Origin of the sequence: Rhodopirellula halodulae, assembly GCF_020966775.1 — a bacterium.
GTDB lineage: Bacteria > Planctomycetota > Planctomycetia > Pirellulales > Pirellulaceae > Rhodopirellula > Rhodopirellula halodulae.
The window spans coordinates 159313-175311 of the sequence record NZ_JAJKFV010000010.1 but is presented as its reverse complement, the minus strand read 5'-3'; the positions used below and the strand labels follow the sequence as shown (position 1 = coordinate 175311).

12 protein-coding genes are annotated in these 15999 nt (G+C 55.9%); 1 reads left to right on the top strand and 11 read right to left on the bottom strand.

Going from position 1 to position 15999, the window contains the following annotated elements:
- Window positions 1-300 precede the first annotated feature (300 nt).
- The gene (gene kdsB, locus LOC70_RS08275) at window positions 301-1053 is read left to right on the top strand and encodes a 3-deoxy-manno-octulosonate cytidylyltransferase (protein ID WP_230253136.1); all 753 of its coding nucleotides are present in this window, start codon (window positions 301-303) and stop codon (window positions 1051-1053) included.
- Window positions 1054-1240: 187 nt separating this feature from the next.
- Here the strand turns inward: kdsB and LOC70_RS08270 are convergent, their stop codons facing one another.
- From LOC70_RS08270 to LOC70_RS08220, 11 genes are all read right to left on the bottom strand, one after another.
- Window positions 1241-1579, bottom strand: a complete 339-nt coding sequence (locus LOC70_RS08270) for a hypothetical protein (RefSeq protein WP_230253135.1) — start codon at window positions 1577-1579, stop codon at window positions 1241-1243.
- Window positions 1580-1788: 209 nt separating this feature from the next.
- Window positions 1789-2178 (bottom strand): cytochrome C oxidase subunit IV family protein, encoded by a 390-nt coding sequence (locus LOC70_RS08265; protein WP_230253134.1) that lies wholly within the window; start codon window positions 2176-2178, stop codon window positions 1789-1791.
- 66 nt (window positions 2179-2244) lie between these two features.
- Window positions 2245-3525 (bottom strand): cytochrome c oxidase subunit 3, encoded by a 1281-nt coding sequence (locus tag LOC70_RS08260; protein ID WP_230253133.1) that lies wholly within the window; start codon window positions 3523-3525, stop codon window positions 2245-2247.
- Window positions 3526-3657: 132 nt separating this feature from the next.
- Complete coding sequence (locus tag LOC70_RS08255) at window positions 3658-5400, bottom strand: cytochrome c oxidase subunit I (RefSeq protein WP_230253132.1); 1743 nt, start codon at window positions 5398-5400, stop codon at window positions 3658-3660.
- Between the two features lie 98 nt (window positions 5401-5498).
- A complete protein-coding gene (locus LOC70_RS08250; protein ID WP_315857220.1) occupies window positions 5499-6644 on the bottom strand; it encodes a cytochrome c oxidase subunit II in 1146 nt (381 codons plus the stop codon).
- A gap of 86 nt (window positions 6645-6730) precedes the next feature.
- Entirely contained in the window at window positions 6731-7741 is a 1011-nt protein-coding gene (locus tag LOC70_RS08245) for an SCO family protein (protein ID WP_230253130.1), read from the bottom strand.
- A gap of 42 nt (window positions 7742-7783) precedes the next feature.
- On the bottom strand, window positions 7784-8080 hold the full coding sequence (locus tag LOC70_RS08240; RefSeq protein ID WP_230253129.1) for a hypothetical protein: 297 nt from the start codon (window positions 8078-8080) through the stop codon (window positions 7784-7786).
- Window positions 8081-8151: 71 nt separating this feature from the next.
- Window positions 8152-9393: a hypothetical protein gene (locus LOC70_RS08235; RefSeq protein ID WP_230253128.1), complete on the bottom strand. Its 1242-nt coding sequence runs from the start codon at window positions 9391-9393 to the stop codon at window positions 8152-8154.
- Between the two features lie 113 nt (window positions 9394-9506).
- Window positions 9507-11012: a quinol:electron acceptor oxidoreductase subunit ActD gene (locus LOC70_RS08230; protein ID WP_230253127.1), complete on the bottom strand. Its 1506-nt coding sequence runs from the start codon at window positions 11010-11012 to the stop codon at window positions 9507-9509.
- Window positions 11013-11088: 76 nt separating this feature from the next.
- Window positions 11089-12510, bottom strand: coding sequence for an NrfD/PsrC family molybdoenzyme membrane anchor subunit (gene nrfD / locus LOC70_RS08225; protein WP_230253126.1), 1422 nt, complete (start codon window positions 12508-12510; stop codon window positions 11089-11091).
- A gap of 59 nt (window positions 12511-12569) precedes the next feature.
- The gene (locus LOC70_RS08220; RefSeq protein ID WP_230253125.1) at window positions 12570-15968 is read right to left on the bottom strand and encodes a TAT-variant-translocated molybdopterin oxidoreductase; all 3399 of its coding nucleotides are present in this window, start codon (window positions 15966-15968) and stop codon (window positions 12570-12572) included.
- Window positions 15969-15999: the final 31 nt, after the last annotated feature.

The following is a 15999-nucleotide window of genomic DNA, read 5'->3' as shown; positions in this document are numbered from 1 at the left end:
GCACGTCGTCTGACATGAGAAACCTACGAGCCGTGTTGAACAACAAAATTGATGACGTGCCTGCCAACGTCGCCCGGGTCCTGTCCCGTTTCGCTGCATGCAATCGCTTCGGCCCTAGTTCTAACCGCATCGAACGAACGCATGGGTCGCGGTGCGAGAATCACGCTCCGAGGTGGGCCCTGTGGTTCCATTTTTGCTACTAATTGGTATCACCGCCGGAATCTCGATGCCCCGCCGTTCAAGGGATCAAGCTGCTCGCGATTCCTTCATTCCTCAACTCCCTCGCAAATCGATGTTCCTATGAAATGCATGATCGTGATCCCAGCACGCTTGGCCTCGTCGCGATTGAGTCAAAAATTGCTGCTGCAGGCGGGTGGGAAATCAATCCTTCAACACACCTACGATGCAGCTTCGCGATCCAGCGTCGCCGATGAGGTCCTGGTTGCGGTCGATGATCCAAGACTGGCGGCGGAGGTCGACTCATTCGGCGGTCAAGCGAGACTGACAAGCGTCGACTGCCAAAGCGGTACCGACCGGATCGCTGAGATTGCTTTGCTGCACGAAGACGTTGACATCTTCATCAACGTCCAAGGTGACGAACCGGAAATCGATCCAGACACCATTGATGCGGTTGCCAAAATGCTGCTGGAACATCCCGATGCCGACATCGCCACGGCCGCTTGCCCCATTCGCGACCGAGAACGTGTCGACGATCCCAACTGCGTGAAGGTCGTGCGTGGCAAGGAACACCGGGCGGTCACATTCAGCCGTGCCGCGGTTCCACATCCTCGCGATGGTCTCACCACGTCTTTGCTCAGTGCTGATCCGCCCAATTACTGGCAACACATCGGTTTGTACGCCTATCGGCGCGAATTTTTGCTTTGGTTTGCCACCCAACCACCGGGAACGCTGGAGCAGATCGAAAAGCTGGAACAGTTGCGAGCGATCGAGGCCGGCAAAACGATCGTCGTTGCATCCGTCGCTAATTCGGCGCCCGGGATCGATACGTTGGAAGACTACCGAGCATTCACATCGCGAATCGAGTCGACCTGATCACGACGTTCAGAGCGTCACCTCGCGAGCCGAGCGAGAGCGTCATTCGTCCCGATTGTTTCGTGAACAACCATCAAAAAGAAACGCGTGCGTCAACGGAAATGACACACGCGTGTTGAATTGCAGGATGCCGTCGCGACTTGATTCTCACGCGCCGTCAGAATTTTTCGCGACTGCCGACTTCGAATCAGCGATTTCCTCGCGAGAAACCAGAGCGACGGGTGCCGGCAAGTGAATCCGTGCCGATCACCACCCGGCGAAACGGGCGATAGGTCACGGGCACTTCGCTCGAACGATCAAGCATCCGAACCGTATTTCCATAGACGTGAAAAAGGCGACCTGGCCGCTGCTCGATGGGAGTCGCTTGAATCTGGTCTCGGTAAGCACCGGTGGGCAACACCACCGCGCTCCATTCCTCTGCGACAGCCGAGCCCGATTGCCCCAACGCATGCATTCCCACGAAAGCCGCAGACAGCAACATCGATTTGGACAACAAACCAGAATTGAACGGGAAACGAACACACATCACTGAAAACATCTCCGGGTTGCGAGTGAACTTGCAAAGCTTAGGTCAAAAAAACGGACCAGGAAGGCTGGCAAAGCACTCTTCGTGCCAAAAAATCCACAACCGAAGCCGTGACGCCCGGTCGAGCCACTAAAAAAGCCACGCTTGCCGTGAACGGCACGCGTGGCTTTTGAAATGTCAATCACTGGTCGACGACCGTTGCTTCGGCGTCACAACTCGGCGGATGCCACTGGTGGCTCGTCCGTGATGTTTTCGAACGAAGGTGCTGTCATCTTCGCATCACTCAGTGTGATGACCACGAACAACCCAACAAAGACGAATGATGAAAGGAAAACGATCAGGTTGAATGGCTTGTCAAAGGCCAAGTGCATGAAGAACAACCCAACCAGCAACGCCTTGATCGTGGCGATGAACATCACCACGGCAATATCAAAGCTGCCCAAGTTGTAGTTCGATTGAGCCACGGTCACGACGGTCAGAAAGACCAACGCGAAGAAGACGCTGAACAGCATCCCCATTGGCATTGGGTGAGCGAAATCGCCCTCCGCGTGCCCATCGTGCGAGTGAGCGTCATCGGTGGAATGTCCGTGAGCAGACATAGTGAAACTTTCGATCGATCGTGTGAAATGAATTGTCGAGTGAGAGTGGCCGTTCGGTAGATCGAATCAGCGAATCAAGTACAGCAACGGGAACAGATAGATCCAGATCAAGTCGACCAAGTGCCAGTACAAACCGACGTAGTCAACCGGACCGAAGTACTGACGATTGAAGTCCTGGCGGATCGCTCGGATCAGTAGCCAAACCAAAACACCAATCCCCGCCAAGATGTGAATCGCGTGGACCCCGGTCATGCAGTAGTAGATGCCGAAGAAAACGCCCGCCTGCTTTGGCGTGTTCACTTCACCATCCAAAGTGGAGATTCCCAAATCGCTTGCCGCAGGATCAGCAACGACTTGTCCTTTCGCGAGTGATTGTTGAGCCTTCTCTGCCGCAACCAGATCTTTCAATCCAGTGTTGGTTTCGTTCTCGGCCAGCAACTCCACCGCTGCATAGTCTTCGCCCAAGGGCGACTCGACCACACCAACAGTTCCTTCAGCATCAGCCACTTCGCCTTCGTGCGAATGATCACCACCTTCGTGGGCGTGATCGTCATGGTCGCCTTCGGCGTGTTCCTCGCCATGTCCATGATCGCCGGCCATCGCAACGTGGCCTTCTCCGTGGTGTTCACCACCGGATTCCAGGATGGTTCCCAACCCCACGCCTCCGAAGAAGCTCAGTGCCACCACCAACAAAGGTTTCGCACAGGCGTATTGGAAATCTTTACCGGTTACCTTCGCGATGATCAGCCACACCAAGACACCCGCAGCAATCAATGCGAACGGTGCACAAAGGAAATACAAACTGTGCGTCAGGAAGTACGCCATCGAGTCGGAAAAGCCATGCAGTTCGACCAATTGTTCCTGCGTCGGATGCTCATTCGCGGCGTTGTAGAAGTACGAACCCGGCGGCAACAGGCCCATGCCCCATTTGTGCGAATATTCGATCGATTTCACACCCAAGAAAACCATCGCACAGGAAAGCGTGGTTGCGATCAAAGCAACCAACTTCTTGTGCTCTTCCGTTTGGGAGCAACGAACCGCCCAAGCCATGGTCAGCGAACTGAAGAGCAGGACGCCGGTGTTGATCGCGCCGAGTTTGGTATTCAGGAACTCACTGCAACCGACGAAGACCTCGGGTCGAAGCATCCGAAAGATCGCGTAGGCACAGAACATGCCGCTGAAGAACAAGACTTCCGTGACCAGGAACAACCAAATGCCCAGCTTGCCGCTGTCGAATTGTTGCTCCGGCGTGTCGAAGTGGTGCGCCAGCCAAGATGGGTGATCGTGCCCGTGCGAATCATGCGCGTGAGCATCGGTTTCAGAAGATACGGAGTCGATCGTTGCCATGAGCGGTGGGCCGACGTGTGAACTGTTTCAAAACGGGAAGCGGCACCGACCAGATGCCGCGGGATTTATAACGATTGCCTTGATACGCCGCACGATCCGTCAGGACGGACAATTCGACGCAGGGCTTTTGAACTACTTTTGTCCGCCAGCGTGAGCGGGAACTTCTTCCGGTGTCGATTCAGGAGCCAATTTGCGTTCCGGCTCGGTCGTCACGTAACGCTCATTCTCAGCGTCCCATTCCAGGTTATGGAAATCGTAAGGGTCGCCAACGACCGGTGGTCGCTCGAAGTTGTAGTACGGTGGCGGGCTGGTGCATTGCCATTCCAACGTCACACCGCCCCATGGGTTGGCGGGAGCGCGGCGGCCTTTCACCAATGACACCATCAACACGATGAACGCGTAGAGCAGACCAACACCCAACAACAATGCACCGAAGGTGCTGAGCTGGTGCAGAGTGGCAAACTCCGGATCGTAAGTCGCATAGCGGCGAGGCATGCCGCGGCTACCGAGCACGAACTGTGGCAAGAACGTTCCGTTGAAGCCCAAGAAGACCAGCAATGCGGCGATTCGTCCATGCGTTTCGTTGTAAAGCTTGCCAACCATCTTCGGCCACCAGTGGAACACACCGCCCAAGAAGGCGATCAGCGTTCCGCCGACCATCACATAGTGAAAGTGAGCAACCACAAAGTAGGTGTCGTGCAAGTGCAGGTCAGTCGCCAACGTTCCCAGGAACAATCCGGTCAAACCACCGATGGTGAACAGGAACACGAATGAAATCGCGTAGCACATCGGTGTGGTCAGACTAATCGAGCCCTTGTACATCGTCGCCAGCCAGTTGAACACCTTGATCGCCGACGGCACCGAAACGGTGAACGTCAACGCGGAGAAGACGATGGTCGTCAGCGAGCTCATGCCCGCGGTGAACATGTGGTGTCCCCAGACCAAGAAGCCGAGCAAGGCGATCGCGATCGAGGAGTAAGCGATGAAGCGGTACCCAAAGATGTGCTTATGACTATGAACGCTGATCAACTCACTGATGATGCCGAATGCTGGCAAAATCATGATGTACACAGCCGGGTGGCTGTAGAACCAGAAAAAGTGCTGGTAGGTGACGGGGTCCCCATTGAATTCCGGATCGAAGATCCCGATGTGCATGGTTCGCTCCGCGATCAGCAACAACAGCGTGATGCCGAGAACGGGCGTTGCCAGGACCTGAATGATGCTGGTTGCGTAAGTCGCCCACAAAAACAACGGCATCTTGAACCAAGTCATTCCTGGCGGACGCATCGTGTTGATCGTCACGATGAAGTTCAACCCGGTGAAGATCGAGCTGAATCCCAGGATGAACGCACCCAATGTCGCCAAAATCACCGATGTGTCGGTGGTTGTGCTGTACGGCGTGTAGAACGTCCACCCCGTGTCCAAACCGCTGCTGAACAGTGCGGTGACGAAGAAGAATGCTCCGAACAACCACAAGTAGAAACTGCTGAGGTTCAGTCGGGGAAAGCCAACGTCTTTCGCACCGAGCATCACTGGAACCAGGAAGTTCCCTAGCGCCGCCGGGATACTCGGAATGATGAACAAGAACACCATGATCGCCCCGTGAAGGGTGAACACTTGGTTGTAAATATTGTTCGCTTCCGCACCCGAGAACATCCATCCTTCGGGATCGAGCAAGTGCAGCCGAATCGCGAGCGCCAACAGACCGCCAATGGCGAAGGCACTCATCACACCGACCAGGTACATCAACCCGATGCGTTTGTGATCCAGCGTGAACAGCCAACTAAGGATGCCCGAGGAATTGGTCAGGTAGTTCTCGCGTTCGGTGGGGTAACCGGGGTCGCGAGCGCCCGCTGGAAGTGTTGCGTTGGACATATTGGCGTCCCTTCTGGAGACCGTAAAAACGTGTCGGTGATAGGTGTGTTGGGTCGGCTTCGGTCAGTTTACCGAATCCGTTGCGTTCGCTAAACGAATTATTCGGCGGATTCCTCTTCGGATTCAGCCTCCGCTGCTGGCTCGGAAGGCGCGTTTTCGCTGATCGATTTCAGGAAAGCGATGATCGAATCAATGTCATCGTCGCTGAGTTGGCCTTTGTAGCTCGGCATGACCGGCTGATATCCAGCAACCACCTTCGCCTTCGGAGCGATGATCGATTCGCGGACGTAGTTTTCGTCGACCAAGACATTGTCACCGCTGGCCAACGGGTGCTCGCTGCCGTAGAGGTCTTTGAACGACGGTCCTACCAATTTGGTGCCGTCGATCGAGTGACAACCGGCACAACCGCGACGGTTGTAAAGCAGCTCACCCCAAGCTTCCTGCGAGACGTCCGATCCACGGGCCGAGTTGGCCTTGATCCACGCATCCAGTTCAGCCTGGGTCTCGTGAACAACAACGACCGTTTGCATTTCCGAGTGGTTCTTCCCGCAGTATTCCGTGCAGTACAAATCGAAGAACGTGTAGCCTTCGGGCGTTACCTGGTGCATGTCGTAGTCCCAGGTCGCACCTTCGCTCTGTTTCTTCAGCTTTGCGAGTTCTTCATCGCTGATCTTTTCGCTCGCAACGGTTGGTTTGAACCACATGTAGTTGTAGCGGCCCGGCACGATGTCTTTCTTCGCTCGGAAAGCCGGGATGAACAGACTGTGAATGACGTCGGTGCTTCGCATCGACAACTTGGTCGGTTCGTCTTTGACAATGTGCAATTCAGGATGAAAGACGCCGTTGCCGTAATCCATCGTCCAGCCCCATTTGAAGGCCTGAACGCCGACGTCGTACGAGCCTTCGGGGGGCGTACGCATGTCGAGGAAGGAAATCGATCCCTGCACGAACATCCAAACCAGCAACACGGACGGCCCGATCGACCAAGTCAATTCCAGAGGCGTGTTGTGCGACGTTTGGCTTTCAGCCTTCGTTCCTCGTGCTTTGATGTATTTGACCAAGCACCACGCCATGAACGCCATCATCGGAATGAAAAACGCCAAGCTGATGTACAGGATCAGGTCATAAACCCAATCGACCTCTTCAGCGAACGACGAACCTTGGATCGGGAACCAAAAGCTCTCGTTCAGGTCGGCCAACAAGGTTGGGAACGTCATGGCAAGCGATTCGTTTGCAGGAAACATGAATGTGAATGATGGTGATTTCGCAGTGATCTGTCAGAAACTTGCTTTTGTCCGCGGATGCGTTTGCTCGCGTGACGGGCAGGTTCCTAGGACAAATGCCACTGAGTCGGTTTCAAAGGTGCCGGTTCCGAATCCCCTTCGGAACCGAGGGCGGGCGTTTCATCGCCGCCGGATTCTGTGTCGTTGTTTGGGTGCTGCGAAGGCGAACCCTTGCGGCCAAGCCAATAGGGCAACAGTGCCAGCCCCAGCAAGGTGATCGTCAATCCTCCGCCCAACCGCATCAGCTTCCAAGCTTGCGGCACATAACTGTTCTCGTTCGGATCGTAGCTGTAACACCACAAGACAAATTGATCGACGATGCCGCCAACCTGACCTTGGCCAGCTTCGACCAACGCCAACTTCATCTGGTCCGGTGGGAATGCCACGCCCAACGAATACCGTGTGATCACACCGTCGGGCGAAACGAACGCCAGCATCGCCGGGTGAGCATATTCTTTGGTGCGTGAGTTGTACTTGTAGGAGAATCCGACCTCCTTTGCCAAACGATCCACGTTGGCTTTGGTCGTGCGAGTGAACGACCAACCATCGTTGGCCTTCCCATGCGATGGCACCTGCTCGACATAACGTTGCTTGGTGTCCCGCAGTCGTTGGTCGGTTTCAGATGGATCAATGCTCACACTCAGCAATTGAAAATCTTCACCGATCTTCAAGTCGTCCATCTTCTCGAGCGACTGTGCCAACTGGTTCAACTGAACGTTGCACAGCATCGGACAATTGCTGTAGTTCAACGTCAGAATCAGAGAACGCTCGCCGTCCAGATAATGGTCCAAACGGAACTTGCGTCCCATCGAATCCACCAACGGCATGTCTTTGGGAAGCGTATTGCCAAGACGTTGCTCGACGGTGACGTTCTCGACGCCTTTGGGCACTCCATCGTTGAGCAACACTGGAGCCCCTTGCTCCATCGCCCCAGTACTCGGCTGAGCAACCGCGGACTTTTGCGACACAAGGGTCACGACCAGAAGCAATCCCACCAGCGCAAAACGCCCCGCCAAAGGCGAGCGATGCGACGGTCGAGAGGAGTGCGTTGTGGTCATGAAAATCTGTCAGCTGTTCAATTCAGGGTTCTAGGTTTCGTCTCAGGCTTCGTCGTGCGAATGAGCCTCGGCAACCATCTTCTTCATGGTTTCTTCGACCGGCACAATTACATTCCCGGTTTCTGGGTCCACGCCATAACGCGAAATTTCAGCGGATTGCTCCGACAACACGGTGTTTTGACGCGAGTACGACGCGGCTTGAACCTTTCGAGTGTCGACGATGTCCGCCATCGCGAAATACAGGACTTGGACGGCTAAGACCGTAACCGCAGTGACCAGGATCGAGATCACGCTAATGACCGCGATTCGCTTCACATTGAGGTCGTCGTAGGCTGCCATGTGTAGGTTTCAGTAGAAAGGAGACGGGTGGGTTCCGACCAGCGGCAAATTGCCGCAAAACGCCGAACAGATCAGAAATTTTCAAACGCCAGCGATTCGCCCAAGCGTGGGTCGCGAACAGCCAACACGCGGGATCCGGCTGCCAATTTCAGCATCAATCCCAACATCAACGCGACCATGCCCAACACGCAGATCAGCGTCGAAATGATTCCGGTGGCTCCGCCGAGTCCCACACCCGCTTCGGGGATGATGATCCAGTACAAGTCGACCAGGTGCAGCACCAAAATGTAGGCGGCCCAACTGGAAATCAGCCAAGGACGACGACGCACGTGGCGGCTCATCGTGCCGAACAAAGGCAATCCCCAGTGGAAGATCATCAGGAACACGGAAACGTTGAACCATCCGTCCGATGACCGGGTGAAGAACCAATGCGTCTCTTCCGGAATATTCGCGTACCAAATCAGCATGTATTGGCTGAACGAGATGTAGCCCCAGAAGCAAATGAATCCAAAGATGTATTTGCCCAAGTCGTGGTAGTGCTCCACCGTGACTTCGTCGCGAAGGGCACCGGCACGCTGTAGCAAGAAGCTGAACAGGCAGATGGCACAGTGGGCCGACAGGATGCTTCCGGTGAAGATGTAGACCCCGAACATTGTGGAGAACCACATCGGTGCCAGGCTCATCACCCAATCAAATGCAGCGAACGAGGTGCAAAGTGCAAACGCGATCACGGCGGGGCCGCTGCGAGCTTGCAGTTTTTCGGTGATGGTGATCTCACCGGTTTCGTCTTGTTGCTGGCTACCGCGGTAGTACCAGGCCGCAATCCCGCACCACACGCCCAAGTAGACGAGCGAACGAACCAGGAACCAGTTGGGGTTCAACCACTTTTCTTTCTGCTCCCAGATAGCCAGTGGAATCCCGTGGTCCGCTTGATAGCCTTCCACCGACCAGGTGTACAACGACCCGCTGTAAGCCGCGACGGCAATGGGAATGAACAGCAATGCGAGCGGAATGACCATGATCATCATCAACTCGGCAATTCGCCGCACCACCACGCTCCATCCGGCTCGTGACAGGTATTGAATCAACACGAAGAACAGCGAGCCGATCGCCAAGGTCAGGCAGTACATGTATGCGACCAGGTAGGACGACATACCAAATCGACCGCCAACGGACGAACTCGCGAAGAACGCACCACCGACGAGTGCCACGATGCCCACGATGATCATGGGCAACGACAGTCCGGCCAAGGAGGCGGGAAGCTGAAACGCTGGGTCATCGGCAGGCTTGATAGCGACCGCTTTGTGTGACATGGGAGATGTGAGGGCTGAGACCTAAGTGATGAAATGACTGTGGGGTTGCCGGGCTGACCGGCTTCGGGCGGTTAGGCGACTGGCTTCCAGCGAAGCCAGCTTCCTGGATCGCCTTACTCGTTGTTCTCGTCGCTGCTTGCTTCGCTGTTCTCGTCGCTGCTTGCTTCGCTGGATTCTTCGGCCGAGTCGGCTGTCGCTTCCTCTGCCGCCTTCAACTGAGCCTGCACGTCGGCTTGCTCCTTTTCGATCTCGGATCGTTTGCCTTCCGGCACGTCCTCCAGCGATGCGTTTTGGCTGGCTTGCAAAGCACGCACGTAGGCGACAACGGCCCAGCGATCTTTGGCTTTGATTTGCGATGCGTAACCAGGCATTTTGCGGATGCCGTTGGTGATCGTGCTGAACAATTTGCCGTCGGGGTAAACGTCGGCATACAGCGTCGGGTCGTGCATATTCGACGGTGGCGTCCAGGTGGTTGCCAGGATCTTCTGTGCTCGGCGATTGACCAAGCCATTGCCGCGGCCGTTCATGCCATGGCAGACGGAGCAGTAGATATTGAATTGTTGTTGACCACGGGCCAGAACTTCGTCCGACAGTTCCAATGGATTTTGGGTCAACCAAGGTGTGTTGTCGCCAGTTTCGTCCGCGGCGGGTGCCGATTCTTCCGATGCGGCGTCGGCTTCCGCCACCTCGTCGTCTTCGTCGACGGCAACGTCATCCTGCAGGGCGACCAGCTGGGCAGCTCGCGGAGCGTCAATCGTGGCAAGTTGCTCCATGTCGATTCCGGTCTTGAAGTTGACGTCCCAATCCAGATCACCACGGCGAACAGTACCGGGCACGTCAGGTCGCATCGCACGGCCATCGGCAAACAATGTCGTTGTTTGCTGAGCGTCCTTGGATGGCGAGAAGTCCATGTCAGGGAAGATGTGGAAACGAGGCGAACCACTCTTGGTCACTCGCATCCGCAAAACAGCCAATGCTGGAATGAACGACAAGAAAATGATTGTCGCCAAACCGATCAGCAGCCCCTTGGGAATCACTTTGGAGGTTTCATCCTCCACCACCGGCTCCACAAATTCACCACCCAGTTCCGATAGCAACGCCTTGGCACCGGCTTCGTCAAAACGAGCGTCTTTGGCGTCGAGGAACAAGAAAAACGTGTCGTCGGTCGCCCGGTCAAAACGAGGGCTGGTGAACATCGGGTTGCTGAACTTCGGCAAACCGTTGAGTGCCCACATTCCGAAGAACGTTCCGAACGATGCGAGCAAGATCGTCAATTCAAACGTGACCGGGATGAAGGCCGGAAGCGAAATGAATGGCTTGCCCGAGATGATGTATTGGTAGTCGATCCCGTTCATCCAGGTTTGCATCACCAACGCGATGGTCGTCCCGGTCAAACCAGCCGCCAACGCGATCCAAGGCAACACCGTTGGCTTGATCCCCAGCGCCGTATCGATCCCGTGCACCGGGAACGGCGTGAACGCATCCGCCTTGGTGTAGCCCGCATCGCGAACGCGACGACAAGCCGCCAACAACGAATCAACATCCGTGAATTCGGCGACAACACCGTGGACTTTTTGATCGTCCTTGACCGTTTGCGGTGTGGGTTGGGATTCAGTCATGGGAAAGATTTCAGTGAACAGTTATCAGTGATCGGGATTCAGCACTTCTGAGGACGTTTCGGCAAACGAACCGGCCTCAGTGGTCGCCCTCGTGCGAATGGTCGGCGTGAGCCATGTGCAACTCTTTCGCGAGAGTCGCTTTGGTTTCTGCCATGTTGACGATCGGCATCAAACGGCAGAACAACAGGAACAGGGTGAAGAACAAACCAAACGAACCAATCAACATGCACCAGTCGACCCAGGTCGGGCTGAAGTAAGCCCAAGCACTTGGCAAATAGTCGCGGGAAAGACTGGTGATCGTGATCACGAAACGTTCAAACCACATTCCGATGTTCACGAAGATCGAAACGACAAACATGATCCAAGGTGTCGTGCGAGCTTTCTTTGACCAGAAGATATTGGGCGAGATCACGTTGCAGGCGATCATTGTCCAGTACGCCCACCAATACGGCCCGAAGGCACGGTTGATGAAAGCGAACTTCTCTTCGGGAACTTGGCCGTACCAAGCGATGAAGAATTCGGTGCCGTATGCCAAACCGACGATCAAACCGGTCGTCAGGATGATTTTGCACATATTCTCGAGGTGCCGAATCGTGATCAGCTTCTCGATGTTGAAGATCGTCCGGGCGGGAACCATCAACGTGATCACCATCGCGAAACCGGAAAAAATCGCACCGGCGACGAAGTAAGGCGGGAAGATTGTCGTGTGCCAACCAGGAACCTGTGAGACCGCGAAGTCAAAGGACACGATCGTGTGCACCGACAAAACCAGCGGAGCCGCGAAAGCCGCCAGCAAGGCGTAAGCTTTTTCGTAACGCATCCAGTGACGCGATGAACCGCTCCACCCCAGGGCCAGCACACCGTAGATCGCACGGCGGAAAGGGTTCTTACTGCGGTCGCGGAAGGTCGCCAAATCGGGAACCATCCCCATGTACCAGAACAACAGCGAAACGGTGGCGTAGGTCGAGACCGCAAAAACGTCCCACAGCAGCGGACTGCGGAATTGAGGCCACATCCACAAGTTCAAACTTGGATAGGGTGCCAACCAAAATGCCAACCAAGCACGTCCCACGTGGATGCCGGGGAAGGTCCCCGCACAAACCACCGCGAAAATCGTCATGGCCTCTGCCGTGCGGTTGATACTCGTTCGCCATTCTTGGCGGAACAAGTACAAAATCGCGCTGATCAACGTACCGGCGTGACCAATCCCGACCCAAAACACGAAGTTGACAATCGGCCAACCCCAGAAGATCGGCGCCCGGTTCCCCCAGACACCCACCCCGGTATAGATCAGGTAAGCGATGCACAATCCCAACATGGTCGCCAAGTGAACAGCAACCAAGAACCCGATCACCCACGCGCGAGACGGTGGTTGCTCGGCGATCTTGCAGACCGCTTCGGTGATCGAGTGATAATTCGTATCGCCAAGGACCAGCGGTGCACGCTGACCGGGGCGGTCGTTCGAATTATCCAGTCCGTTTGGGATTGCGAGAGACATGGAAAGGGCTGAGAAAGGAGGGTTGAGTTCGTAGATGATATGCGGTGCGGAGGACTTCGCTAAACAATCGGCAACTGGAAGGGCCGACGAGCGTTCGTGGCGTGTTCCTCTTCACCATGACCATGTTCGTCGTGCGAATCGTGGCCGTGCTCTTCGCCGTGCCCATGATCGCCATGATCTTCGTGACCGTGGTCACCGTGCCCGTGATGAGGAGCCTCCAGCGACAAATCGTTGATCTGTGAACGCGTCATCAAGGCGAATGGCGTGTTGCGAATTCGAGCCTTGTAGGTCGTGCGTGGCTTGACGTTGAGCTGAGTCAACATGCCGTAGCTGCGAATGTCCGCCTTGGCTTTCGAAACAGCCGATTCAGGATCCGCGATGTTGCCAAACTCAATCGCGTTGGTCGGGCAAGCTGCTTGGCAAGCTGTGACGACGGCACCGTCTTCCACCATGCGACGGCCTTCTTTGCGAGCGTCAATTTTGGCGTGCTCGATTCGTTGCACGCAGTAGGTGCACTTTTCCATGACCCCACGACCGCGAACGGTGACATCGGGGTTCAACACCAATTGCTGCAGTTTGCGATTGGCCTTTTCGATCGAACCTGGGTAAGCGTCGATGCCGTAACCCACGCCCACTTCTTTGTTGTAGTTGAAGTAATTGAAGCGACGGACTTTGTAAGGACAGTTGTTGGCACAGTAACGAGTCCCGATGCAACGGTTGTAGGTCATCGCGTTAAGACCTTCGTTGGTGTGAACCGTTGCCGCGACGGGACAAACCTGTTCACACGGTGCGGTTTCGCAGTGCATGCACGTCACCGGTTCTTGAACGATGTCCGCCACATCAGGATCGCCTTGGAAGTATCGGTCGATTCGCAACCAATGCATTTCGCGGCTGTTGCCAACTTGTTCCTTGCCAACGATCGGAACGTTATTTTCGCTTTGGCAAGCAATCACGCAGCCGTTGCAGCCCAGGCACTTGGTCAAATCGATCGACATCCCCCATTGAGGCACGTCTTCTTTGCGTTCTTCGATCTCATTGATCGGCTCTTTCCAAAGCGAACCGTTTTCACCCACCTTCGGAACGTGTGGCCCTTTGGCTTCGGTGAACTCGGGAAGCTTCTTCAGCAACTCCAAGGTGCCTTCACGGATCAGGCTGAAACTGCGGCTTTCGGCTTCGTCGCGACCAAGCTCATCAATCGCCCAGTGATCTTGGGTCGTGACCAGGTCGTATTCGGTGTAACGCGGGCGAGCCTCGACGGGTTGAGCCAGCAACATGGAATCGATGGTGCGAATCGGCGAAACGTTGACGCCAACGGGATCGACTTCCAATTCGGTCGAACCGCCAACAGCACCCACGCGAGTTCGGCCGTAACCGATTTGGGTGGTGATCACGCCAGGAGCACATCCGGGCATTTCATAGACGGGCAATTCCACCGTCGTGTCGCCGCGACGAATCGCCACCATCAAACCGTGTTTGATGCCAAGGGCTTCCGCTGTGCGGGGGCTCATGATCGCCGCGTTGTCCCAAACCAATTTGGTCAGGGCTTGTGGCATTTCCTGCAACCAACCGTTGTTGGCAAAGCGCCCGTCGTAGAGGGCTTCCGAGGCGGTGAACACCACTTCGATGCTGTCCTGGTCCACATCCATCGTGATCTCAGGAAGCTCACCAGGCAATTCAACCGCGGTATCCCCAGCGGACAATTCCTCCACCGAAACGACCAAGTCGTCGGCGTATCCATCGTGCAGAAGCTTTCGCCATTGTCGATCGCTGATCGCCGAACCGGTCACCGAATCGGCGGTGCGTCGCACCAATTTCTCGCCTTCGGTTTCGTCTTGTTCCAACATCAACGCCAAGACTTCCGCGGCCGATCGACCACCGAGCAGCGGCAGAATCTGCGGCTGACAAACACCGTAGTGCCCATCGGCTCCGACGCAGTCACCCCAGGATTCCAGCGGGTGACTCATCGGCAACGACCAATCGCATTTTTCAGCGGTCTCGTCGTCGTAGATCCCCAAATAGATCGAACGCTCAGTACGCTCCAAAGCCTTCGCGAAATCCATGTCGCCAGGAGCGGTGTGCACCACATTCGCGTCGACGATGATCACGGTGCTCAACTCGCCCGAGTTAATACCGTCGAGGGCGTCCTTGATCGAGATTTGATTCTTCAGTTCTGGCCCGGCGTACGGACGGAAGCTTTGGATCGACCCCAGTGAACCGAACTTCGAGTTCATGTCGATGCCGGCGACGATGGCGTCAGCGCCAAGCGTTTCGCCAACGACGACAACGCCCTTGTCACCGGCAGCGGCCAAGTCGGCGGCAGCGGCGTTCAGGAATCGATCCAATCGTGCCGCAGCGTCGATTTCGTTGTAGGCGTCGCCTTCTTCGGGCAGATGTTCGAGGTCGTACTCTTTGCCCAACGTTTCGCCAGCTTTGGCTTTTTCGACTCGGCGTCCGAGTTCAGCCAAGACGGCCTTCATCTGGCTAGGACGAATCGCAATGCGAACGTCGGCGGCGGCACCGGTCGTGGTGTATCCACCTTCAGCGACGTACAGACGGCTCATCTCGAGCTTAGTTTCCTCACGCATCGGATCGCGTTTGGCCGCGAAAGTGCGTGAGTTGCTTTGGCTACCAGCGTCACTACCTAGGAAGTCCGACTGGAAAGCGACGATGCACTCCGCTTCGCTGAAGTCAAACTTTTGTGCGGCAGGTTGACCGAAAGCACGCTGGGTGGCTTCGTTCATCAAGCCACCATCGATCGGATCGTAAACACAGACCGACGCGGCGGGCAATTTCGACTGCAGTTCGCTGATCAATCGCAACGTGGTTGGTGAGGTCGTCGGCGACATCAACAAAGCAACCGATTCGCCATTGCCAACCGAACGCACCAAAGCTTGTCCGTAGTTTGCAAACGAGTCCCAATCGGACTCAACACGACGTTTCTCGGTGTCGTCGTAACGGATCGGCACACCGGCTTCGCCGCGGGCGCGATCGGGATCGTACAGCCCCAACACGCTGGCTTGGGCATAGGTTCCTGCGCCGCCACCGGCTGGGTGATTGGTGTTGGGTTCGACCTTGATTGGTCGACCGTCGACGCTGGTGATCAGCAAGTGCTGAACTTCGCCAGCCAATTCGAAGTTGGTGGCGGCTTGATACTGCTCACCGGGTGCTCGGTTGGCGGGACGCAACACGAACGGAGCGATCAATTCCTCGGGGTAACGACATCCAGCGGCTCCAGCCATCGCCAGCGACGCACCCATGATTTGCATCCAACGACGACGCGAAACGCCTTCGGGGAACTCCGACGCTGCGACGGGAAATTCGCGGTGTAGAAAGTCGTTCACGAACGACTCATCCTGACGAAATTCCGACAAGCTCCGCCAATACTGCGGCTTGCCAGCAGCGGACGATGGGGAGGCTTCGGAAGAATCGAAACCGGCGTCTTGGGTCGAAGTGGTCATGGAGGAAAGTCTTCTTAGTTCAGTTTGCGGT